This window comes from Bilophila sp. (assembly GCF_057864385.1).
The window spans coordinates 56485-77784 of the sequence record NZ_DBMAFI010000006.1; the positions used below are offsets into that span (position 1 = coordinate 56485).

The window sequence follows — 21300 nt, forward strand, 5'->3', positions numbered from 1 at the left end:
TGAAGTCAGGGGAAAGGGGCGGCGTACAAGCCAAACGGCAGGGGCACGCCATGCGAAAAAGTGAGGCTCTGTTATAGTTTGTGGTTGTTTCAACTCCACAGTGCGGTGAAAATACAGCCTTTTTCTCCGGTTTTCCTCTTGGCGAAATACAGGGCTAAGGCATTTTGTCGGTTATCCCTGTGGAACTTCAAGGAAAAAAGCATCAACCATTTTCTATAACACAGCCAAAAGTAATGTCGCCCCCGAAGGCGGAAGGCCTATCGCACCTTCCGGCTCCTCCCGCCTAAGCGCACGCCATAAAACAGGGCACCCAAACGGATGCCCCGCCTTCTTTTACTTCAGGTGTTCGCCGGACAGCTTCTGCTCTCTGGAGCGCTGGGCCTTCTGCACGTTTTCCTGCAATTTTTCCAGCAGGTTCTTGCAGATAAGCTTCTGTTCCTGTGCGTATCCGCACAACTTCTTGTATTCATCCACGGAAATCCCGTGGGAGAGAAGGTGCTTTGCCGTCAGATTCTGGAATCCCCGGCCGCAGAGGCAGCACTGGACAACATCTTCCCCAATGGCTTCTTCAGGACGGACAACAAGGCTGCGTTTGGTGAATTTCTTCTTCGGCGCGGCGCTGGGGGCGGCCTCGGCAGCTTCCGGCATGGGCTCTTCAATGCTCACCTGTTCGCAAACAGGCTCTTCCATGTCCATTGCCGCCAGCTTGTTATTGGCCTGAATAAGCCCGGCTTTAAGAACGGTAAACTGTTCGATGATGAACGGGGTGGGCTGTTCGGGATATCTTTCCATAACCAGTTTCAGCAATTCGGCATCACTTATCATGTATTCACCTCCAAGTAGATTGCCTAGCAATGTAATCGACTTTTATCCCCTTGTATAGACCGTCTGGTCATAGAAGGATATTTTTTGTCTGATTACAATAAAAAATAGAACGCGGTGCAAGGAGGGTTATTCCGTTTACGAGAAGTTATCCAAGACAGAAAACCGGTTGTGCAGTCTTGCTTTGGAAACCGCAGGAGCGTTTGTCCCGTTTCCTGCAGGGGGCAGCATCATGGAGACAGGGCTTATTCCGGCAAGGCAAGGATTGTTCCAAAACCATCATCATTTGCTTGCCTTTTCATGAACCGACCTGTGTTCACAGGGAGCCTTTTTGGGGTTATGCCGTACCGTAAGATACGGAGCCCCAATATCATCATGTTCCTAACAGCCTCTTCAACGCACTCAAGCAGATCCGCATTGCAGCAAACGGTAAAAACGTTCCCTAGAAAAGATGGAAGGCGTCCATTCGGAAAAGGTATTGCGGGCTCCTTTGCCTTGCGCAATCCTAGGCTAGGATGAAGGCTTCTTTCTGCTTAGAAAAAAGCAATAGGATAATGAAAAACCTAGATTTTCTTTTAGAAACAATCCCTAGCGGGAAGCCTTCTTTCCATAATTAAAGGCTCTGTCATAGCATGTGGTTGTTTCATCTCCACAGCACGGTGAAAATCAGCCCTTTTCTCCAGTTTTCCCATTGGCGGAATCTACAGCTCAGGCATTTAGCTGGTTATTCCTTTGGAACCTTAAAAAAAGGTTCTGTCATGGTATGTGGTTGTTTCATCTCCACAGCACGCTGAAAGTACGGCTTTTTTATCCGTTTTTCCCATTGACGGAATCCACAGCTAAAACATTTTGTTGGTTATCCCTTTGGAAGTTTAAAGAGAAAAGTATCAACCATCTTCTCTGGCACAGCCTAAAGAAAAAGCATCAGCCATTTTCTCTGGCACAACCTAGGCCGTGTCGTTATTTTATATAACTATTTGAAATTATTAAAAACAATCTTTTTTGTAACTTAAAAAACAGTTAAATGATTTCAATAGATTATATCTGATTGACGACACGGCCTAGTCAAAGCCCCCCGCTTAGCTGGTGGTTTCTTGTTTCGGATACTTCGTATCCTCAACAGGCTGAAGCCCACAATGAAAAAGGATGCCCTTCCGAAACCGAAAGGGCATCCTTTTTACTATCTCGTGAAGTGCCGTACTCCGACACCGGCACGCTCAAGGTTTCTTCTGCCCAGCGCCGCCGAACAGTTCCCGGTACTCCTCGTCAAACTCTTCAAAGGACAGGGGCACTGGCTTCCCTTTCGCGGCACCGGCCCTCGCATGGACAAGCGAAGGGATCACGTCGGAAACGTCGTTGAACCCGTCCCGTGTATATGAAATTTCCACAGGACGCCCATTCCGCCAGAACCGGCAGATTACGGGATACGTTTCGTCAGGATTCCTGATCACATCGCAGACCATGCCGTACCCGTACGCGGCATCCAACACGCTGTCTCCGGCGATAAACCCCATATCGGCCTCCCTTCAGCCCGTCCCTTGCCGCTTGCGGCGCCGAAACGGGAAGATGGCTCCTTCATACGGCCTTCCGCCCCAAAAAGGAAGCCGTCAGGCTCCAAGTTCCTTGCGCTTGCGCCAGAGCGTCACGGTGTTGATTCCAAGCAGTTCGGCGGCCCGCTCCATGCTGACGCCGAGTCCGAGCACACGCCGGATGTGTTCCGCTTCCAACTCGCGCAGGGTCAGGATATGCGGCCCCTCATCCGGGCCGGGCCGCATCCCTTCCCCGGCGGTCAGCGCGGGCGGCAAATCAGCCAGCGTCACTTCGCGCCCGGCGGCGAGCAGCGCGACCCGCTCCATGACGTTCCGCAGTTCCCGGACGTTGCCGGGCCAGCCGTACCTCAACAGCGCCTGACGCGCGGCCTGAGACAGGGTGGGCGGTGTGCCGTACTTGGCGGAAGCGGAACGCAGTAGCTTCGCGGCGAGGGGTTCGATGTCCTCAGGGCGCTCCCGCAGCGGCGGAACCGTACATTCAAAGACGTTCAGCCTGTAGTACAGATCTTCGCGGAACGCCCCGGACTTCATCATGGCGGCAAGATCCCGGTTTGTCGCGGCAATGATGCGCACGTCCAGCCGGATGGGTTTGTTGTCCCCGACCCGCTCAATGACTTTATCTTCAAGGAAACGCAGCAACTTGGACTGTGCCGTAGCCGAAAGCTCCCCGATTTCGTCAAGGAACAGGGTGCCGCCTTCCGCCAGCTCGAATTTGCCGGCCTTATCGCGCACCGCCCCGGTAAAAGCCCCCCGAACGTGCCCGAATACTTCGGATTCAAAAAGGTTTTCCGCAATTGACGTGCAGGTTACTTCCACAAAAGGCTTGTCCGCCCGCGCCGATCTCCTATGGATGGAGCGAGCCAGCTCAGTCTTGCCCGATCCCGTCTCGCCGGACAGCAGCACGGTGGCATCGCTCGGCGCGATCCGTTCCACGACGGACTGGAGCGCCTGGCATTTCGGCGAAGTCAGCCCGTCAAACCAGTCGCCGGAACCGGCCCGCAAGCGCGAGTTTTCCCTCTGGAGGTCTACCAGCATCTCTATCTTGCGGATGAGGTGTTCCAACTGTTCGGTGGAGAATGGTTTCGGCAGATAATCGTAGGCCCCGGCTTTGATGGCGGACACGGCGTTTTCGTATGAGGCGAAAGCGGTCATGACCACGCAGATCATCTCAGGCCAGCGCGCATGCGCATCCCGCACCAGCTCCACCCCGGACATGCCTTCCATGCGCATGTCCGTCAGCAGCAAGTCCGCGCCCTTCTCTTCCAGCGCCTTGATTGCCGCTTCCGCGCTCTCCACGCCCACGGGTTGGCAACCCATCATTTTCAGGCCAAGCATCAGCGTCCGTACGATCCCCGGATCGTCGTCCGCCACCAGAACTCGCAGCATGTGGGACTCCTTATGAGGATGAATGGGGGAGGGGAGAGGAAACCTTTCTGGAGAAAGGTTTCCTCTCCCCTCCCCCAAGCCCCCTCCTCTCTCCTTCCCAAGACTTTCCTATGCGGGCATCAGCCTGTTCCTCCATGCGGGAACGGGCCGACCGTAATCTGTTCGTTATCGCAAAAAGGCCATCGGCTCAAATCGGCGGCAACGGCCCTCGGCGCAGGCTTATCCCGGATTCGGGCTGATTGCCGCAACGCCGGGCACCTGTACATTTCCACCTTCGGCTGCCTAAAGATGTTATCCTCTTTCCGGCAGGATGAATCTTTTCGTAACCCAAAGCCCCGGAATGGGGATTCGGTACGTATGAGAAATATGGCTGTGTTATAGAACATGGTTGATGCTTTTTTCCTTGAAGTTCCACAGGGATAACCGGCAAAATGCCTTGGCCGTGGATCCCGCCAAGGGGAAAACCGGAAAAAAAGGCTGTCTTTTCACCGCACTGTGGAGATGAAACAACCACAAACTATAACAGAGCCAAAAAGATTCGGAACGGGAGGATACGGAAGGAGGGGGAAGGGGTGTCCCTTCCTTCAGAAAGTTTCCCCCATCCCCAATGCCTCTGCCCCTTCCTCTACTTCGCCAACGGCAGCAGCACGGTAAAGACGGCCCCCCCTCCGGGGTTCCGCGCATAACGGATCACGCCGCCGTGCGCCTCCACAATGTCACGGGTGATCGCCAGGCCGAGCCCGACCAGCCCTTCGCGCGTCCCGGCCGTCCGCCCGTGCGAGAACGGCTCGAACAGACGCGCCTCCAGATCCGGCGGAATCCCCGGCCCATCGTCTTCCACCCGAAGGACGGCATCGTCCTCTTCCTGCGTGATGACGATCCGTACCGTGGAACCCACGGAACCGACGCGCAGGGCGTTGGACACCAGATTCGACAATACCCAAGCGAACCGTTCGGTATCAATGGTCACGGGAATGTCTGTTTCGGGCATGTCCAAAAGAAGGCGTTCGCCGGACTCGCGGGCCACCAGTTGGAAGGGGATCAGCCACTCGCGCACGCGCTCGACGAGATCCACCGTATCGGGGACAAGCTGGAGCGCCGAGGGGCTCATACGGGCGATTTCCATAAACTGCCGGGCCACGGTACGCAGCCGGGCGGCATCCTGCCCCACAGTCTCCACCAGCATGGACATCTCCTCGTCCAGCCCCGGACGCCGGGCCATGAGATCCGCCGCCAAACCAAGGGACTGCATGGGGGTCTTCAACTCGTGGGAAATCCAGTCCATCATCTCCGAACGCAGCCCGTAGCGCCGCCGCTTCTCGGTCACGTCGCTCAGGAGAAACACCTGCCCCGTCACCGCGCCCTTGTTGTTGAGCAGGCTCCGCCGGCGTCCGGCATAAATGCGTTCCTCGCCGCCGACGCGCAGGGTAATTTCCTGCTTGCCCTGCATGTCGTCGCGGAGGCCGTCCCGCAGGGCCATGTAGTTGGGCGCGCTGGTGGACAAATCCTTCCACGGCATGCCCTGCACATCATCTTTGGCCAAGCCGAGGAGCGAAAGCATACGGCGGCTGACCAGCATGACCTCCCCTGCGGCGTTCAGCACCAACACCCCGTCCTCGACAGACTCAAGGATCACCTCAAGTTTCCGCTTTTCCACGACCAGCTTGTGCACGTTCAGCTTGTCCAGTTCCCCAAGGCGATCCCACAGACGGGACAGCTCGTCGAACAACAGCCGCACTTCCAGCGTCTGCGGCTCCGGCAGATGGAGCTTCCGCCCAAGCTGCGGACGATCGCGGAACAGTTCCGCCACCCGCCGCAGCGGATGGGCCAGACGCTCCGCCACGCTGTCCGCAAGGAGAAAGGCCCAAAACGTGCCGAGCAGGAACGCCGCCGCCGTCACCGCCATCATAATGTCGCGGAACCGGGCGTTCTTGCTGAGCCGCAGGAACATGCCCCGTTCGTTGACCTGAACAAGAGCGTCGATGCTGGCGTGCAGGCCCCGGTAATTGGCGTCGTCCGGGTTCAGGCGGTACGCATCCCATGAGGCTTGAAGCTCCGCAATGACCTTCCGCTCGGCCTCTTCGGTAATGTTGCTGGAGGCCTGCTCCAGCGTGTCGGCAAACCGTTTCTCCCAGCCGATCATATCGGTGTCGCGGTATAGCCCAGGGAACCGGATGCCGTTCATGGCCCGTACCATCTCCTGCGCGTAGGCGATGGAATCATAGTTCATGCGGATAAGTTCCGAGGGGACGCGCCCCGCAATGGTGATGCCGATCACCATCAAGACCCCGAGCGCCCCGAACAGCAGCACGAGACGCAAAAACGAACGGCGTATCCGCTTGTGCATAGTGGGAAGAACAATCATGACGCGCTCACTTGATATACTTCGGGGTAACGTTGGCGACGTGCACATCCACGCCTACGGCCTCATACAGGAAATCCAGCAGGAACGAGCCGCGCAGCCGTTCCCGCAAGGGCGACAGCCGCGACTTGCCGAAAATCGCGTGCCGCACGTTGCGTTCGCTGGCGAAATTCACCAGCGTTTCGGCGATGTCCACGCCTTCAAGCTGCACCACTTCCGCGCCAAGCCTCGTCGCCAACTGCAGGTTGTACTGAAGCTGGCGCTGAATGCCCGCATCTATGCGGGTCGGGCTTTCCTGCGGCCTGCGGACATACACCACATAACACGGCGATCCGAGCTGGTTCGCCATGCGCACGCCGCGGCGGATAAGCGATTCGGCATCCGTGGGCGAGGAACTTAGGGCCACCATGACCGCTTCCACCGCATACCCGGCCAGAGCGGGCTTGAGGAGCTCCTGCGCCTCGATCTTGCGGACCTGATCCCCCGATGCCTCGCGCAGGCACAGCTCGCGGAGAAAGGACAGGTTCTCGTACGTGAAGAAACTCGACAGCGCCCGTTCAGCCTGTTGCGGCGCGTAAATCTTGCCCTGCCGGAGGCGCTCGCGGAGCTCCTCTTTGGTCACGTCCACGTTGACGACCTGATCGGCGCGCCGCAGGACAGTATCCGGGATGCGCTCCCGGACGGCGATGCCGGTGGCCTCTTCCACGCGTGCCGCCACGGATTCCAGATGCTGCACGTTGATGGTTGAAATGACGTTGACGCCCTGCGCCAGCACTTCAAGCACATCCTGGTAGCGCTTGGCGTTCTTGGAGCCGTCGGCGTTGGTATGGGCCAGCTCGTCCACCAGCACGACCTGCGGCTTACGGGCAAGGATGGCCTCGGCGTCCATTTCGTGGAATACGGCGTCCCCCACACGCCATTCGCGGGGAGGTACGGCTTCCAGATGCTCGGAGAGCGCCATCGTCTCAGGGCGGTCGTGAGGTTCGAGATACCCGATCACCACATCCACATGCTGCTGTTTCAGGCGCAGCCCCTCCTGCAGCATGGCGTAGGTTTTCCCCACGCCAGCCGCGTACCCCAGATAGATTTTAAGGGATCCTTGCCGCTTACGTTCGATGAGTTCCGCAAAACCATCCATGACCATCCTCCCGACACGGAAAGTGCTTCTTTCCTCGCCCGGTTACTGGAGTTCGTCAAGAGCCAGATTGAGGCGCAGCACATTGACCTTTGGTTCACCCCACACGCCCCATTCCGGGCCTTCCACATGGCCGCGGACGAGCTTTTCCACCGTTTCCAGGGACAGGCCGCGGGCTTCGGCCACGCGCCGGGCCTGCATCAGGGCCGCTTCCGGGGAAATGTGGGGATCAAGGCCGCTTCCCGAAGCGGTCAGCATATCCACGGGCAGCACGCCTTCGGGTCGTTCGGCACGCAGCTCCTGTTCCGAAGCCCGCACGCGCTCGGCCAGCGCCTTGCTGGTGGGGCCATAGTTGGAGCCGGAAGACGAACCGGCGTCATACCCGGCGGCTGAGGGGCGGGGGTGGAAATATTTCGCGCTGGAAAACGGCTGCCCGATGAGGGCGGAGCCGACGATCGCGCCGTCCCGCAGGATCAGCGAACCCGCCGCTTCCTTAGGGAAGAAGGCGTTGGCCACCCCGGTGACGAGCAGCGGGTAAGCGGCGCATAAAAGCACGGCAAGGCACAGCGTGGACAAAACGGACTGACGAATGAGCTTGAACATGACGTAGCTCCTTATGTGAAAAAGGAACCTGAAGGGACATCCGCGGAGGAGAACGTCCTGTTGGAGAGGAACGAACGCCCCTTCAGGTGATGCGTACCGCGCGGCTAGACGAGGCCGACGGCGGAAATCACGATGTCGATGAGCTTGATGCCGATGAACGGGGCAATGACGCCGCCGAGCCCGTAGACCAACAAGTTGCCGCGCAGGACCGAAGCCGTGGAACGGGGACGGTAGCGCACGCCCTTGAGCGCCAGCGGGATGAGCAGGATGATGATCAGGGCGTTGAAGATCACCGCGGACAGGATGGCGCTCTGCGGCGTGGACAGGTGCATGACGTTCAGTGCGCCGAGTTCCGGCAGGGCCGCCATGAACAGCGCCGGGATGATGGCGAAGTACTTGGCCACGTCGTTGGCGAGGCTGAACGTGGTAAGCGCGCCGCGGGTGATCAGGAGCTGCTTGCCGATCTCCACGATCTCAATGAGCTTGGTGGGGTCGGAGTCGAGATCGATCATGTTCCCGGCTTCGCGGGCGGCCTGCGTGCCGGTGTTCATGACCAGCCCCACGTCGGACTTGGCCAGAGCCGGGGCGTCGTTGGTGCCGTCGCCGGACATGGCCACGAGGCGGCCTTCCTTCTGGAGCTCCAGAATGAGCTGCAGCTTGTCTTCGGGCTTGGCTTCGGCAAGGAAGTCGTCCACCCCCGCCTCCGCAGCGATGGCCTGCGCGGTGAGGCGGTTGTCGCCCGTGATCATCACGGTCTTGATGCCCATGGCCCTGATGCGGTCGAAACGGTCGCGCATGCCGGGCTTGACCACGTCCTTGAGCTGGATGACGCCGAGCAAGCCCCGCGTGGAGGAGGCCACCACCAGCGGCGTGCCGCCTTCGCGGGCCACGGGCTCGACAAGGGCATCCAATTCCTCACGGCGTTCGGGAAGCCCAAGTGAACGCACCCACCGCAGCACGGAATCGGTCGCCCCCTTGCGGAGCTGTTCCCCAGCGGCGTCCACGCCGCTCATGCGGGTTTCCGCCGTGAACGGCACGCTGGCCACATCCTGCGGCAGCCCATGCATGGACACGCCGAGGGTGTTCCCCAATTCCACGATGGAACGGCCTTCCGGGGTTTCGTCGCCGGAGGAGGCGAGACAGGCCGCCTTCATCATTTCGTCGGCATTCACGCCGGGCAGGGGCAGGAACGCCGAGGCCATGCGGTTGCCGAGCGTGATCGTCCCGGTCTTGTCGAGCAGCAGCACGTCCACATCCCCGGCGGCCTCCACCGCGCGGCCCGAAAGGGCCAGCACGTTGCGCTGAAGCAGGCGATCCATCCCGGCAATGCCGATGGCGGCGAGCAGGCCGCTGATCGTGGTCGGGATGAGGCACACCAGCAGCGCCACCAGCACGACCATATCAATGTTGATGCCGTGATAAAGGCCCAGCGGCTTCAGGGTGACGACCACCAGCATGAAGATGAGGGTCAGCCCGGCAAGCAGGATGTTCAAGGCGATCTCGTTGGGGGTCTTCTGCCGTTCCGCGCCTTCGACAAGCGCGATCATGCGGTCGAGGAAGGACTTGCCCGGCTCCTGCGTGACCCTCACGATGATGCGGTCGGAAAGCACGGTAGTCCCGCCGGTAACCGCACTGCGGTCGCCGCCGGACTCGCGGATGACCGGAGCCGACTCGCCGGTGATGGCGGACTCGTCCACGGCGGCCATGCCTTCGACGACCGTGCCGTCGGCGGGGATCATGTCGCCCGCCTCCACGACCACATGGTCGCCGGGGGCCAGATCGGAAGCGGATACGGCTTCTGCGGTTCCGTCCGGCAGCAGCCGGTGCGCGACGGTATCCGTGCGGGCGCTGCGGAGCGTGTCGGCCTGCGCCTTGCCCCGCCCCTCGGCCAGCGCCTCGGCGAAGTTGGCGAACAGCACGGTGAACCACAGCCACAGGGAAATCTGGCCGCTGAATCCGGCGTCCGTACCGGCCGCCACGCGGGAGAAGAAGGAAGCCGTCGTAAACACGCAGCCGACGGCGACCACGAACATGACGGGATTGTGCGCGAGCATGCGCGGATCGAGCTTGCGGAAGGCGTCCTTGGCGGCCTGAACGTACAGCGAAGGCGCGGTTTCCTGAGAATGGTGACGCATATGAAAAATCTCCTTGGGCGGGCCGGAGGAAGGAGGCGGGGTTAGCCCCATTCCCCGGCGGGGCTAACCCTGCCCCTGTCGGGGAGAAGGGTTCCCCCGGCCCCCTTCGGCCCTGTGCCTGCCCTATTCCCAGCAGGCTCGGATTGAATCAATCAGTTGGTGTTCCCTTCGCCGCCCTTAAAACATCATTCCCCGCATCATCTGGAACTGTTCCACGATGGGGCCGAGGGACAGGGCGGGCAGATAGGTCAGCGCGCCCACGATGAAGATGATCCCAAGCAACAAGAGGCCGAAGGTAGGCCCTTCCACAGGGAAGGAGGAATCCGAAAGCGGACGCTTCTTGCGCGCGGCGAGGGAACCCGCCACCACGAGCATGGACAGCATCACCCCAAAGCGGCCAATGAACATGGCGAGGGCCAGCAGGACGTTCCATACGGGCACGTTGGCGGAAAGCCCCGCAAAGGCGCTCCCGTTGTTCTGCGCCCCGGACGTGAAGGCATAAAGGATTTCGGAAAGGCCATGCGCCCCGGCATTGTTCAGCGCGCCCGTCCCCCACGAACTCACCGCCGCCACGGCGGAGAAGCACAGGATCGGCGTGGCGCAGGCCAGCAGCGCCACCATGCACCATGTGATCTCCCGGCCTTCGATACGCTTGCCGAGATAGTCGGGGGTGCGGCCTACCATCAGGCCGGCGATGAACACGGTCAGCAGGATGAACAGGACCATGCCGTACAGGCCGGAACCGACGCCGCCGTAGATGATCTCGCCGAGCAGCATGTTGAACAGCACCAGCATACCGCCGAGCGGCGTCAGGCTGTCGTGCATGGCGTTGACCGCGCCGCAGGAGGCGTCCGTGGTCGCCGTTGCGAACAGCGAAGTGCCGAACACGCCGAACCGGACTTCCTTGCCCTCCATGTTGGGCACGGCCCCGCCAGCAGCCTGCTGCAGGAGGTGCGTGCCGTACAGTTCGCTGAAATAGATCCACAGCACGCCGCCGATGAACAGGGCCAGCATGACGGCCCAGACCGTCCACGCGTGGCGGCGGCTGCCTACGGCCTCCCCAAGGAAGAACACCAGCGCGCTCGGGATGATCAGGATGTAGAAAGACTGGAGGAAGCTGGACAGCGCCGTGGGGTTTTCAAAAGGATGCGCGGCGTTCACATTGAAGAAGCCGCCCCCGTTGGTTCCGAGCAGCTTGATTGGAATCTGCGACGCGACGGGCCCGGTGGCGATGAACTGCTTCCCGCCCTCAAGCGTGGCCGCGGTAACGCCCGCGTCGAAATTCTGAACCATGCCCTGCCAAAGCATGAGCAGCGCCCCGATGATGCTCAAAGGCAGCAACACGTACAGCGTGATGCGCACGAGATCGGCCCAGAAGTTGCCGATGGACGAAGATTCGTTGCGGGCGATGCCGCGCACGACCGCGGCGCACACGGCGATGCCGACGCCTGCGGAAACGAAATTCTGATACGTCAGGGCCACCATCTGCGAAAAATGGCTCACGGTGGTTTCCCCGCCGTAGGACTGCCAGTTCGTATTCGTCAGGAAGCTGACCGCCGTATTCAAGGCCAAATGCCACGAAAGGCCGGGGAAGCCCTGCGGATTCAACGGCAGCTTATCCTGGAAAAGCAGCACCCCGAACGTGAGCAGGAACCCCGCAAGGGAAAACCCGATGACGCTGACGGCGTACTGGCCCCACGTTTGTTTTTCGTCGGGATGGATGCCGGACAGCGTATAGACGCCCCGCTCCACCGGCCCTAGGACGGGATGCAGGAAGGTGCGGCGGCCGGAAAAAACCTGATGGACATAACGCCCCAACAGCGGGCTGAGCGCCGCCAGAAGGCAAATGAACAGGACAAGCTGCAACAGGTCTCGCAGGATCATGCCGTCCTCCTAAAACCGTTCCGGCTTGAACAGCGCGTACAGCATATATGCAAAAAGGCCTACCGCGCAGGCAAGGCCAACAAAATCAAACCAATCCATGACAAGCTCCTTGAATGTGGCGCGGGACGGCAGTGCTTCCGGCCCGCAGGATTTCAAGAGCCAGTATCCAAGGGGTGTGCCAAAATATATAGCCAATGATTTTATAGCGTTAAAAAAACAAGCACGCGCGAGATCATTACATAATGCAATCATGCGTTGCAAAACGCATGGAAACCGGCCCGCCTTTTTCCTGCAAAATGAAAAGCGACGGGGGCAAAAAACACCGTGTTCGGAGCCCGGAAATCCCCCATACCGGCAGACTGCCCCTCAGGAAGGCATCACCAGCCGGATGGATTGCAAAACGCAAGCCCTCCGAGGCGGACGATACGAATATCCCTCATATCTCTTTGTACCTCATGACGATTCACAACTTGGGCTCATGCGTCAGATCCCCGCGCAACGCCGCCCATGTGCATACGCCTTTCGCTCGTCATGGAGAGGCCCGCATAAGCTCCACCGCCGCGCCTCTCTTTTTTTGCGCAAGGCATCCCAAAAGGTTTGTCATAGGATGCGGCGGCTTCATTGCCACTGTATGGTGAAAGTATAGCCCGTTTATCCAGTTTTCCGTCGGCGGGCCCATGACTGAGGCATTTGGCGGCTATCCCTTTGGGGCTTCAAGAAAGGAAAATCACCCCCTTGCTGTCCCATGATCCCCAAAAGGCCGGATACTTCCGGCCTTTTTTCTCTGGTTCCGTCATGGAATGTGGCTGTTTTTCACAGCATGGTGAAAATACAGCCTTTTTCTCTAATTTCGCACCAAAGGGCTCCATAGCTGAGGCGCTTTATTGGTTATTCCTTTGGAATTTCAAGGCTGTGTTATAGAAAATGATTGATGCTTTTTTCCTTGAAACTCCAAAGGGATAACCGGAAAAAAGCCTTAGCCGTGGATCCCGCCAAGGGGAAAACTGGAAAAAAGGCTATACTTTTCACCGCACTGTGGAGTTGAAACAACCACATACTCTAACAGAGCCAATTTCAAAAGGCTGTGCCATAGGAAATGGTTGATGCCTTATTTCTTGAAACGCCAAGGGAATACCCAACAAAATCCCCCAACCATAGAGTCCGTCAGCGGGAAAGTGAGGGAAAAAGCCTCTCTTTTCACCATATTGTGGAGTTGAAACAACCACATTCCCTGACAGAGCCTTTCAAAAAAAACGCATCACCCGTTTCCTATGACACGGCCTTTTCTTCCAACAGCATTCCTCACCAGACGGGCTATTGCCCTTCGGGAGCCTTCTCCTCGACGGCGATTTCACCGAAACGGGCCTCATATTCACGGAGGCTTTGGATAAGGGTCAGCGTCAGGCGTTTGGCCGTACGGGGCGTCATGGCGATACGCTCCAGCATGTCGGCGGTGACGACGCCCTTCACGCCCGGCTCGGAGGAAGGATCGGTCAGGCTGACGCCAAAGGAAACCAGCACGTCATCCTGCGAATAACGAACCTGAAAGGCATTGGCGTAAGAAGTGCCCATTTTCTCGGTATGTACGTTCAGGCGTACCTGTTGTTCTTCGGACATGGCGGTTCTCCACGGTTGAAGGTGTCGGATTACGTGCCGGATATTCCGGCGCGCTGTTCCTCAGATACCAGAAAGCCCCGCCGGAGGAAATCGGCGAAGCCCCTTCAAAACGGGCTCCGCGACAGGCGAGGAGCATTCCTTCATTTATATTCCTTGACGCAGGAAAACCCCTTGCCGAGGACGTTCAGCGTGTTCTCGATGATGACGAACGCCTGCTTGTCGTGCCGGAAAATGAGCTCCTCCAACAGCCGGATCTGGTAGTTTTGCACGACGGTCAGCAGCACGGGCCGCTGTTGGCCGGTAAAGCCGCCGGAACCGGACAGGAGCGTGGCCCCCCGGTGCAGATGCGTCAGGATGTCCTCACGGATCGCGGCATGCTGCGTGGAAATGATCAGCACCATTTTCCGCTGGTTGAAGATGGTCGAAACGTAGTCCATCACCTTGGAGTACACAAAAATCATGATCAGCGAATACAGCATGCTGTCCGGGTTATACATGGAAAAGGCCAGTACAAACAGCGTGATGTTGTACAGCAGGCTGAATTGCCCGACGCTGATGCCGTACCGCTTGTGCAGGGCGATGGAAATAATGGTCAGCCCGCCATCGCAGCCGATGGAGTGCAGGACGATGCCGAGCCCAAGCCCGCAGATGCAGCCCGCGGCGATGCTCGCAAGGATCGGATCGGTGATGTTGATGGACATCTCCAGATACTGCGTGGCCACGGAGACCACCGCCAGCCCGTACAGGCTGTACAGGAAAAAGCGCCGCCCCACGAACAGCCAGCCCGCAATGAATATGGGGACGTTGAGCAGCACATTCCACACGGCCGGGCTCAGGGTTTCCGTCATGTAATTGATCAGAAGCGCCGTCCCGAACACGCCGCCGGAAATGAACATATGGGGAATGGCGATGGCTTTCACGCCGAGTGCGAACAGGCCGCACCCAAGGGTCAGCAAAAAGAGATTCCAAGGAATGCCCCTCGCAAAGGTACGAACGGCGGCAGAGACCATACTTTCTCCGAAACAAAAGGTTATGCCCTCCGTGGGGCGTGCTCACACCATGCCGAGTTTTTCCAATGCCTGAAGCTGGTTGGAAGGAACATTCAGCATCGCTCAAAATTCAGGATAACCATATGTAAAAATCATATTTATTCTTTGTCCATGTGAACAGTCCCTCAACGGGCCCGGCAAAAGGCATCATTGTCTTTCCGCTCAGGGATTATACCTGCATCATATATGCTGACAACACAAGGAGGCACCATGCGACCCCTCACCCCCGACGAAGAACAGGTCATCGCCCACGGCGCTACGGAACCCCCGTTCAGCGGGCGCTACTGGAACCATAAGGCCGACGGCACCTATGCCTGCCGACGCTGCGGCGCTGCGCTTTACCGCTCCGGCGACAAGTTCGATTCCGGGTGCGGCTGGCCGTCCTTTGACGACGCCGTGCCCGGTTCCGTGCTCCGCCGCCCCGATCCGGACGGCCACCGGACGGAAATCGTCTGCGCCGCCTGCAACGCCCATCTGGGGCATGTTTTTGAAGGCGAACGCTTCACCCCCAAAAATACGCGTCATTGCGTCAATTCCTTGTCGCTTGAATTCATACCGGAAAAAACATCGGAATGCACGGAGGAGGCCATCTTCGCGGGCGGCTGCTTCTGGGGGGTGGAGGACGCTTTCCAGTCCGTCCCCGGCGTCCGTGATGCGGAGTCTGGCTATACGGGCGGCACGGTGCCGAACCCCACCTATGAACAGGTCTGCACGGGCAAAACCGGACACGCCGAAGCGGTTCGCGTAACCTACGATCCGGCAAAGGTTTCTTTCGAGGAACTCGCCCGCCTGTTCTTTGAAATCCATGATCCTGCCCAAATCAACAGGCAGGGCCCGGATGTCGGCACACAATACCGTTCAGCGATTTTCTACAAAGATGAGCGGCAGAAAGCCACAGCCCTTTCCCTCATGGAAAAGCTCAGGGAACGCGGCTATGCGGTGGCCACCGAACTGCTCCCGGCCTCCGCCTTTTACCCCGCCGAAGCGTACCATCAGGATTTTGCGGCCCGTACGGGCAGAGGCGGCTGCCATTTCCGCGTACCCCGCTTCGGAGAATAAGCAGGGGAAGCATCCCCTGCCCCTTCCACATCAAAAGAAAAGGCCCGAGCATCACGGGCCTTTTGCCTTTGGCTGTGCCATAGAAAATGGTTGATGCCCTTTTCCTTAAAGTTCCAAAGGAAGAACCGGCAAAATGCCTTGGCTATGGATTCCGCCAAGGGGAAAACTGAAGGAAAAGGCTGTATTTTCACCACACTGAGGAGATGAAACAACTACATGCCATAACAGGGCCCTGACCTTTTAGCATATGAAAACCAGAAGGCCTTCATCGCGCGCCTTCCCCTCTTCGGGCCGAGACGACAAGCCAAAACGGAAGGCTGTATCATAGAAAACGGTTGATGTTTTATTTCCTTGAAATTCCAAAGGAATAACCAATAAAATCCCCCAATCACAGAGCCCACCAACGGAATGCTTGGAGAAAAAGCATATATTTTCAGTATATTGCTGAAACAAAGCAACCATGTACTCTGACAGAGCCAAACGGAAAATCCGGTGACTCCCTTGTGCATCTCCGTGCAATAAAAAAAGCTGATTCAACACTTGAATCAGCTTTAAAAATCTGGTGGAGCTGGACAGAATTGAACTGACGACCTCTTGAATGCCATTCAAGCGCTCTCCCAACTGAGCTACAACCCCATGCGTGAGAAGGCTTCTATAGGAACTGGCCCCCAAAGTCAAGCGGTCTCGGCAAACTTTTTCCCAAGGCTGTGCCATAGAAAATGGTTGATGCTTTTTTCCTTGAAGTTCCAAAGGGATAACCGACAAAATGCCTTAGCCCTGTATTCCGCCAAGAAGAAAACCGGAGAGAAAAGGCTGTATTTTCACCGTACTATTGAGATGAAGCAACTACATACTATGACAGAGCCTTTCCCAAAACAACTTATATCCAGCCGAGAGCCAGCCATTCCGGGGGAAAACGCCTGCCCCACCGCAGGGCTTTGCCAAGAATGCCGCCCATGAAACGCCGCCTTCTTCCGCACTTTCTGAAAGAGCTTTCAAAAGAAGGCCATGCACAGCAAACGGTTGCTGTTTTATTTGGCTGTGTCCTAGAAAATGGTTGATGCTTTTTTTCTTGAAGTTTCAAAGGAATAACCAACAAAATGCCTTAGCCATAGGTTTCGCCAAGGGGAAAACTGGAGAAAAAGTCTGCATTTTCATCGTGTTGTGGAGATAAAGCAACCATATACTATGACAGAGCCTTTTATTTTGGCCCTGCCATATGGGATATGCTTGTCCCATCCCCACAGCATGATGGAAAATACGGCCTTTTTCTCCAATGTTTCCGTTGGCGGGCCCTATGGCTGAGGCACTTTGCTGGTTATCCCTTTGGAACGCCAAGGATAAAGCATCAACCGTTTCCTGAGGCACGGCCTTCCAAGGAAATGCCAGCAACACACCTTAGCCAAATCTCTTTTCTGCGGAAAAGCTGGAGAGAAAAGGCCGTATCTTCATAGGCTACGGCAATGCAGCCGCCGCATTCCATGACGGCGCACAAAAAGAAAGGGTTCGTATCACTACGAACCCTTGAAATCTGGTGGAGCTGGACAGAATTGAACTGACGACCTCTTGAATGCCATTCAAGCGCTCTCCCAACTGAGCTACAACCCCATGCGTGAAGAAGTCTTTAGCGAATCTTGGAATGAAAGTCAACCGTTTTTTTCGCACTCCCCCAAAACAGCCTCCAAAGCTCCTCTAAAAGATACGCCTTCTTCACCGTCATTTTTACGGAAGGCTGAATCATAGGAAATGGTTGTTGCTTTATTTCTTGAAATCCCACAGGAATAATCAATAAAATGCCTCAACCACAGAGCCTGCCCCAAAAACTAGATAAAAAATCTGTATTTTCACCATATTGTGAAAATAAAACAACCACATCCTATGTCAGAGCGTTACGGAATGTTTGCCCTTCCCAAACAGCCCCTCTCCCCAAGCCGAAAGGCCCGCACACGCTTTTCCTTTCAGCATCTTGCCAAACAAGGATTCGACAACTCCCAAAACCTTGAGGGAGGACGAGGCCGTGGCGTCATTCAGTATATAACTATTTGAAATTATTTAAAATAATATTTTTGTAACTTTAAAAAATAATTTAATTATTTCAATCTATTATATAATTAACAATATGACCTAAAGGGCGTGGGGAAGAGAAAGAAAGAAAGAAAGAAAGAAAGAAAGAAAGAAAGAAAGAAAAGAGAAAACCATGAGGGGGGCTTCCCCTTTTCAGAAAGCCCCCCTCCCTTCATCACATGAAAACTACCGTTCCTGCGCGGCGATCCAGCTCATGGCCTCGCGCAGATCCAGCGTGCCCTCGTAAATGGCCCGTCCGCTGATTGCGCCTTCAAGGTTCGCGGATACCGACAACGGATACAGCGCCTTCACGTCATCCAACGTGGCGACGCCTCCGGCGGCAATCACCGGCACCTTGCTCGTCCGGGCCAGATGCGTCAGGGCAGACACGTTCACGCCGGTCTGCATCCCGTCGCGCTCAATGTCCGTATAAACAAGGAACGCCGCGCCGTCTTCAGCCAGACGGGGAACCACGTCATCCACCGTATACGGCGTATCCCCCACCCAGCCGCGGGTCTTCAGGCGTCCGTTTTCCGCATCCAGCGAAACGCCGATACGGCCGGGACAGGCATGGCACAGAGCCGCGAAACGGGCGGGATCTTCCAGAGCCAACGTCCCGATGATCAGCCGGGCCACACCCGCATCAAGCCAGCGATGGGCGGTTTCCTCGTCACGGATGCCGCCGCCAAGCTGTACCGGGATGGAAAGGGCTTCACAAATCCGGCGCACCAGATCCGTATTCGGCGACACGCCTTCAAACGCGCCGTCCAAATCCACAAGATGCAGGAACTTCGCGCCCTGCTCCTGCCATTGCAGCGCCGCCGCAACCGGATCGTCGGAAAAGACCGTGGAGTCGTCGGCACGCCCGCGCCTGAGGCGCACGGCCTGCCCCCCTTTGATATCCACCGCGGGAAAGAGGATCATAAACCGAACTCCTTGATCATCTTCTGCATCCCTTCCATCGCCAGCTCCTGCGCCGTGAGCCACTTGGCGCCGCGCTTGAAGAACGTATCGAAGTTCATCAGGTTGTCGCTCAGGCCGACCTGCTTTTCCTTGAAGTGGGAACGGGACACCAAAGCGCCGCCGGGTTCGCGCACGTCGATCAGGTAAAAGTCGATATTCACGGCGGCGGACGTCGTCACCCCCGCGCTGCTCCCGGCCCGTTCACGCCAGTCGAGGATTTGCGGGACGATGAGCAGATCCACGCCCATGTCCTTCCCGATCTTGGCCCAATAGGCCAGCGCGCCATTGCGTTCGCGGGGATCCGCGCCCCCGGCCTTGGGGATGAACACATACGAACGGTGCGTCGTGGTCTTCAAAAGCTTCATGAGTTCTTCATTGAACGTGGCCACAGCCTGATCCGAGGCCAGCACGCGATCCTCAGGGATGAATCCCGCAAGCAAATCAGTCGTCCCCTTGGGCTGTTCCACGCCGACGACGCCGACCTTCAAGTCGGGAAGATCGGGAGCGTCGGGCGTCATCTTCTGACAGGCCGCAAGCAGGGATATGGACACGGCCAAAACCGCGAGGCAGAAAAAACGGCGGGTCAGTCTGCTCATCAGTCGAGACTCCCTTTGGTGCTCCGCACCACGTTACCGGTGAGGGAAACGGCCTGAGCCAAGGCAAGCCCCAACCCCTTAGCCGCGGATTCCAACAAATGATGCCCGTTCCTGCCGTACAGGAACGCGACATGCACGTTCATGCGGGCGGCGGCGGCAAAACTCTTATAGAATTCGCGCCAGACGTCTCGTTCCTCGCCCGCAAGCACGGGCGGCAAAAGCTCGTCGCCCCGCCACTCCAGCCACGGGCGCCCGGAAATATCAAGCGTCACTTCGGCCAGCGCCTCATCCATCGGCACACGGGCGAACCCCACACGGGCAATGCCCTTCCTGTCGCCCACGGCCTGCGCGAACGCCTGGCCGAGGCAAAGGGCGATGTCCTCGGCGGAGTGATGCGCATCGATATGCGTATCGCCCTTACACGTCAGGGACAGATCGAACCCGGCCCAGAACGCCGTCAGGGTGAGCATGTGGTCAAGCAGGCCAAACCCGGTGGCGACGGACGTTTTGCCGCTGCCTTCAAGACGCAAGGCCAGATCGATGTCGGTTTCCGCCGTAGTTCTGGCGACGTGCCCGGTACGGATCATGCCCCACCTTCCTCGGCCGCCTTTTCCCGCTCCACCTTCTTCTTGCCCACGAGCGCAGCCACCCAGATGCTGACTTCATACAGCACAAGCATGGGCCCCGCCATCATAAGCTGCGAGAACACATCCGGCGGCGTCAGGATGGCGGCGACGACAAAAATGGCCAAGACAGCGTATTTGCGCACGTCCCGCATCTTCTGCGCGGTGATGATCCCCATGCGCGCAAGGAAGAAGCTGAACAGCGGCATTTCAAAAATGAGCCCGAAGGCCAGCACCATCTTGAGCGCGAAGCTCAGGTATTCGTTGATCGACAGCATCGCTACAATGTTGTCGGTCGAATAGCTCATGAAAAACTCGAAAGCGAACGGGAATACCCCGAAATAACAGAATACCCCGCCCAAAATGAAGAACAGCGCCGAAGACAGGGCCAGCGGGATGATGTACTTCTTTTCCTCCTCGTACAGGCCCGGCGCGATGAACGCCCAAATCTGATAGAACAGGAACGGGCACGCCACGAACACGCCGGCCACGAACGCGACCTTCATGTCGACGAAGAAGCCTTCCGCAACCCCCGTATAAATAAACTTGGAGTCGGCGGGCATGACCTTCAAGAGCGGCAGGGAAAGATAGTAGAACAACTGCTGGGCGAAGCCGTAACAGGCGAAAAAGCCGATCAGGATAGCCAAAAAGCCGCGCACAAGGCGCCTGCGCAGTTCCCCAAGATGCTCCAGCAGGGTCATGGGCCGTTCTTCTTCCGGCCCCTCTTCCCCAGCGGAGGGAGGATCGACGGGGGCCGGAGGCTCACCGCCGGCGGCGGACGCGGGCAGCGCCCCCTCCTGCGGCCAAGCCGACGACGCACCTTCGGGGAATCCGGGCAGCCCCGCCGGAACGTCGGCATCAGCGGAGGCCGCCGCTTCCGGGTTCCCGGCAACGGCATCCTCAACCGGAAGAACCGGCCCGACGGCTTCTTCGGCCGCGGGGGCGGATGCGGCGGCCCCGCCCGGCTCCTCCGAACCGGAGACGCCCGGAGCGTCTACCGCCCCGGGCCCGTCCTCGGACTCCACAATCGGGGAATCCAGCAAGATTTCCTGTTCCTCCGCCGCACCGGAGGGCGCGGCGGGGATCTTGTCTTCGCGTTCTGTCATGCCTAACCCTTTACGGAAGCACCGGTTTCCGTCGGGGCGGCTGCCGTTGCCGCGGCGGCCGGTTTGGCGGCGGGCGAAGCCGCTTCAGCGGGCTTCGCAGCCGCGGTGGTTTTCTGTTCGGTGCCGAACAGTTCCTTTTCCGCTTCCTGCTTGCGCTTTTCGTGCTCTTCGAGCTCAATTTCCGTATTCAGAGTCCGCTGGAATTCCGTAGAAACCTTGCGGAATTCACCCATGGCCCTGCCGAGCGTCCGTGCAATCTGAGGGACGCTTTTAGGGCCAAGGACAATCAGCGCTACGACGAGAATCACCAGCAGTTCTGTACCGCCAATACCAAACATGATACCGC

Annotated in this window: 18 protein-coding genes and 2 tRNA genes; 2 read left to right on the plus strand and 18 right to left on the minus strand. The window is 58.1% G+C overall.

The genetic code is table 11. The features are described 5' to 3' along the window. Positions 1 to 333 precede the first annotated feature (333 nt). Entirely contained in the window at positions 334 to 825 is a 492-nt protein-coding gene (locus ACZM8Y_RS03165; RefSeq protein ID WP_302551775.1) for a MucR family transcriptional regulator, read from the minus strand. Positions 826 to 1456: 631 nt separating this feature from the next. Between ACZM8Y_RS03165 and ACZM8Y_RS03170 the strand changes: the two genes are divergently transcribed. After that, positions 1457 to 1795 carry a hypothetical protein gene (locus tag ACZM8Y_RS03170; protein ID WP_487479869.1) on the plus strand — a complete coding sequence of 113 codons (339 nt, stop codon included), beginning with the start codon at positions 1457 to 1459 and terminating at the stop codon, positions 1793 to 1795. Positions 1796 to 2039: 244 nt separating this feature from the next. Here the strand turns inward: ACZM8Y_RS03170 and ACZM8Y_RS03175 are convergent, their stop codons facing one another. The 10 genes from ACZM8Y_RS03175 to ACZM8Y_RS03220 form a co-directional block, all read right to left on the minus strand. Continuing rightward, positions 2040 to 2336, minus strand: a complete 297-nt coding sequence (locus ACZM8Y_RS03175) for a hypothetical protein (RefSeq protein WP_308771273.1) — start codon at positions 2334 to 2336, stop codon at positions 2040 to 2042. 93 nt (positions 2337 to 2429) lie between these two features. Beyond that, positions 2430 to 3758: a sigma-54-dependent transcriptional regulator gene (locus ACZM8Y_RS03180; protein ID WP_302551773.1), complete on the minus strand. Its 1329-nt coding sequence runs from the start codon at positions 3756 to 3758 to the stop codon at positions 2430 to 2432. Between the two features lie 625 nt (positions 3759 to 4383). Next, positions 4384 to 6123, minus strand: a complete 1740-nt coding sequence (locus tag ACZM8Y_RS03185) for a sensor histidine kinase (RefSeq protein ID WP_337431686.1) — start codon at positions 6121 to 6123, stop codon at positions 4384 to 4386. 7 nt (positions 6124 to 6130) lie between these two features. Then, positions 6131 to 7258, minus strand: coding sequence for a universal stress protein (locus ACZM8Y_RS03190; RefSeq protein ID WP_302551771.1), 1128 nt, complete (start codon positions 7256 to 7258; stop codon positions 6131 to 6133). Between the two features lie 42 nt (positions 7259 to 7300). Beyond that, positions 7301 to 7858, minus strand: coding sequence for a potassium-transporting ATPase subunit KdpC (kdpC, locus tag ACZM8Y_RS03195; RefSeq protein ID WP_302551770.1), 558 nt, complete (start codon positions 7856 to 7858; stop codon positions 7301 to 7303). Between the two features lie 104 nt (positions 7859 to 7962). Further along, the gene (gene kdpB / locus ACZM8Y_RS03200; protein WP_337431685.1) at positions 7963 to 9993 is read right to left on the minus strand and encodes a potassium-transporting ATPase subunit KdpB; all 2031 of its coding nucleotides are present in this window, start codon (positions 9991 to 9993) and stop codon (positions 7963 to 7965) included. A gap of 177 nt (positions 9994 to 10170) precedes the next feature. Further along, positions 10171 to 11877 carry a potassium-transporting ATPase subunit KdpA gene (gene kdpA, locus ACZM8Y_RS03205; protein ID WP_308770949.1) on the minus strand — a complete coding sequence of 569 codons (1707 nt, stop codon included), beginning with the start codon at positions 11875 to 11877 and terminating at the stop codon, positions 10171 to 10173. A gap of 9 nt (positions 11878 to 11886) precedes the next feature. Continuing rightward, the gene (gene kdpF / locus ACZM8Y_RS03210; RefSeq protein ID WP_302551767.1) at positions 11887 to 11976 is read right to left on the minus strand and encodes a K(+)-transporting ATPase subunit F; all 90 of its coding nucleotides are present in this window, start codon (positions 11974 to 11976) and stop codon (positions 11887 to 11889) included. 1215 nt (positions 11977 to 13191) lie between these two features. After that, complete coding sequence (locus ACZM8Y_RS03215; RefSeq protein WP_308770948.1) at positions 13192 to 13494, minus strand: DUF3467 domain-containing protein; 303 nt, start codon at positions 13492 to 13494, stop codon at positions 13192 to 13194. Positions 13495 to 13634: 140 nt separating this feature from the next. Beyond that, positions 13635 to 14504 carry a YitT family protein gene (locus tag ACZM8Y_RS03220; protein ID WP_302551765.1) on the minus strand — a complete coding sequence of 290 codons (870 nt, stop codon included), beginning with the start codon at positions 14502 to 14504 and terminating at the stop codon, positions 13635 to 13637. Positions 14505 to 14753: 249 nt separating this feature from the next. Between ACZM8Y_RS03220 and ACZM8Y_RS03225 the strand changes: the two genes are divergently transcribed. Next, positions 14754 to 15602: a bifunctional methionine sulfoxide reductase B/A protein gene (locus ACZM8Y_RS03225; protein WP_482333347.1), complete on the plus strand. Its 849-nt coding sequence runs from the start codon at positions 14754 to 14756 to the stop codon at positions 15600 to 15602. A 560-nt stretch (positions 15603 to 16162) separates the two neighbouring features. On the opposite strand, the gene ACZM8Y_RS03230 is transcribed toward ACZM8Y_RS03225, so the two are convergent. From ACZM8Y_RS03230 to tatB, 7 genes are all read right to left on the minus strand, one after another. Then, positions 16163 to 16238: transfer RNA gene (locus tag ACZM8Y_RS03230), tRNA-Ala, on the minus strand. 896 nt (positions 16239 to 17134) lie between these two features. Continuing rightward, positions 17135 to 17210: transfer RNA gene (locus ACZM8Y_RS03235), tRNA-Ala, on the minus strand. 642 nt (positions 17211 to 17852) lie between these two features. Beyond that, on the minus strand, positions 17853 to 18590 hold the full coding sequence (hisA, locus tag ACZM8Y_RS03240; protein ID WP_482333354.1) for a 1-(5-phosphoribosyl)-5-[(5-phosphoribosylamino)methylideneamino]imidazole-4-carboxamide isomerase: 738 nt from the start codon (positions 18588 to 18590) through the stop codon (positions 17853 to 17855). After that, a complete protein-coding gene (locus ACZM8Y_RS03245; RefSeq protein ID WP_302553196.1) occupies positions 18587 to 19225 on the minus strand; it encodes a nucleoid-structuring protein H-NS in 639 nt (212 codons plus the stop codon). The genes hisA and ACZM8Y_RS03245 overlap by 4 nt, the downstream gene beginning before the upstream one ends. After that, the gene (locus ACZM8Y_RS03250; protein ID WP_302553197.1) at positions 19225 to 19812 is read right to left on the minus strand and encodes an imidazoleglycerol-phosphate dehydratase; all 588 of its coding nucleotides are present in this window, start codon (positions 19810 to 19812) and stop codon (positions 19225 to 19227) included. The genes ACZM8Y_RS03245 and ACZM8Y_RS03250 overlap by 1 nt, the downstream gene beginning before the upstream one ends. Continuing rightward, entirely contained in the window at positions 19809 to 20549 is a 741-nt protein-coding gene (gene tatC, locus ACZM8Y_RS03255) for a twin-arginine translocase subunit TatC (protein WP_479859302.1), read from the minus strand. Before tatC ends, ACZM8Y_RS03250 begins: the two co-directional genes overlap by 4 nt. Before the next feature lie 407 nt (positions 20550 to 20956). Beyond that, complete coding sequence (gene tatB / locus ACZM8Y_RS03260) at positions 20957 to 21292, minus strand: Sec-independent protein translocase protein TatB (protein WP_302553199.1); 336 nt, start codon at positions 21290 to 21292, stop codon at positions 20957 to 20959. Positions 21293 to 21300 lie beyond the last annotated feature (8 nt).

Excerpts from the sequence above, each read along its gene's own strand:
- tatC (WP_479859302.1), bottom strand. The coding sequence starts at position 20,549 with ATGACCCTGCTGGAGCATCTTGGGGAACTGCGCAGGCGCCTTGTGCGC.
- ACZM8Y_RS03190 (WP_302551771.1), bottom strand. The coding sequence starts at position 7,258 with ATGGATGGTTTTGCGGAACTCATCGAACGTAAGCGGCAAGGATCCCTT.
- ACZM8Y_RS03220 (WP_302551765.1), bottom strand. The coding sequence starts at position 14,504 with ATGGTCTCTGCCGCCGTTCGTACCTTTGCGAGGGGCATTCCTTGGAAT.
- ACZM8Y_RS03245 (WP_302553196.1), bottom strand. The coding sequence starts at position 19,225 with ATGAGCAGACTGACCCGCCGTTTTTTCTGCCTCGCGGTTTTGGCCGTG.
- kdpB (WP_337431685.1), bottom strand. The coding sequence starts at position 9,993 with ATGCGTCACCATTCTCAGGAAACCGCGCCTTCGCTGTACGTTCAGGCC.
- ACZM8Y_RS03175 (WP_308771273.1), bottom strand. The coding sequence starts at position 2,336 with ATGGGGTTTATCGCCGGAGACAGCGTGTTGGATGCCGCGTACGGGTAC.
- kdpC (WP_302551770.1), bottom strand. The coding sequence starts at position 7,858 with ATGTTCAAGCTCATTCGTCAGTCCGTTTTGTCCACGCTGTGCCTTGCC.
- ACZM8Y_RS03165 (WP_302551775.1), bottom strand. The coding sequence starts at position 825 with ATGATAAGTGATGCCGAATTGCTGAAACTGGTTATGGAAAGATATCCC.
- ACZM8Y_RS03180 (WP_302551773.1), bottom strand. The coding sequence starts at position 3,758 with ATGCTGCGAGTTCTGGTGGCGGACGACGATCCGGGGATCGTACGGACG.
- ACZM8Y_RS03185 (WP_337431686.1), bottom strand. The coding sequence starts at position 6,123 with ATGATTGTTCTTCCCACTATGCACAAGCGGATACGCCGTTCGTTTTTG.
- kdpF (WP_302551767.1), bottom strand. The coding sequence starts at position 11,976 with ATGGATTGGTTTGATTTTGTTGGCCTTGCCTGCGCGGTAGGCCTTTTT.
- ACZM8Y_RS03225 (WP_482333347.1), top strand. The coding sequence starts at position 14,754 with ATGCGACCCCTCACCCCCGACGAAGAACAGGTCATCGCCCACGGCGCT.
- kdpA (WP_308770949.1), bottom strand. The coding sequence starts at position 11,877 with ATGATCCTGCGAGACCTGTTGCAGCTTGTCCTGTTCATTTGCCTTCTG.
- ACZM8Y_RS03250 (WP_302553197.1), bottom strand. The coding sequence starts at position 19,812 with ATGATCCGTACCGGGCACGTCGCCAGAACTACGGCGGAAACCGACATC.
- tatB (WP_302553199.1), bottom strand. The coding sequence starts at position 21,292 with ATGTTTGGTATTGGCGGTACAGAACTGCTGGTGATTCTCGTCGTAGCG.
- ACZM8Y_RS03215 (WP_308770948.1), bottom strand. The coding sequence starts at position 13,494 with ATGTCCGAAGAACAACAGGTACGCCTGAACGTACATACCGAGAAAATG.
- hisA (WP_482333354.1), bottom strand. The coding sequence starts at position 18,590 with ATGATCCTCTTTCCCGCGGTGGATATCAAAGGGGGGCAGGCCGTGCGC.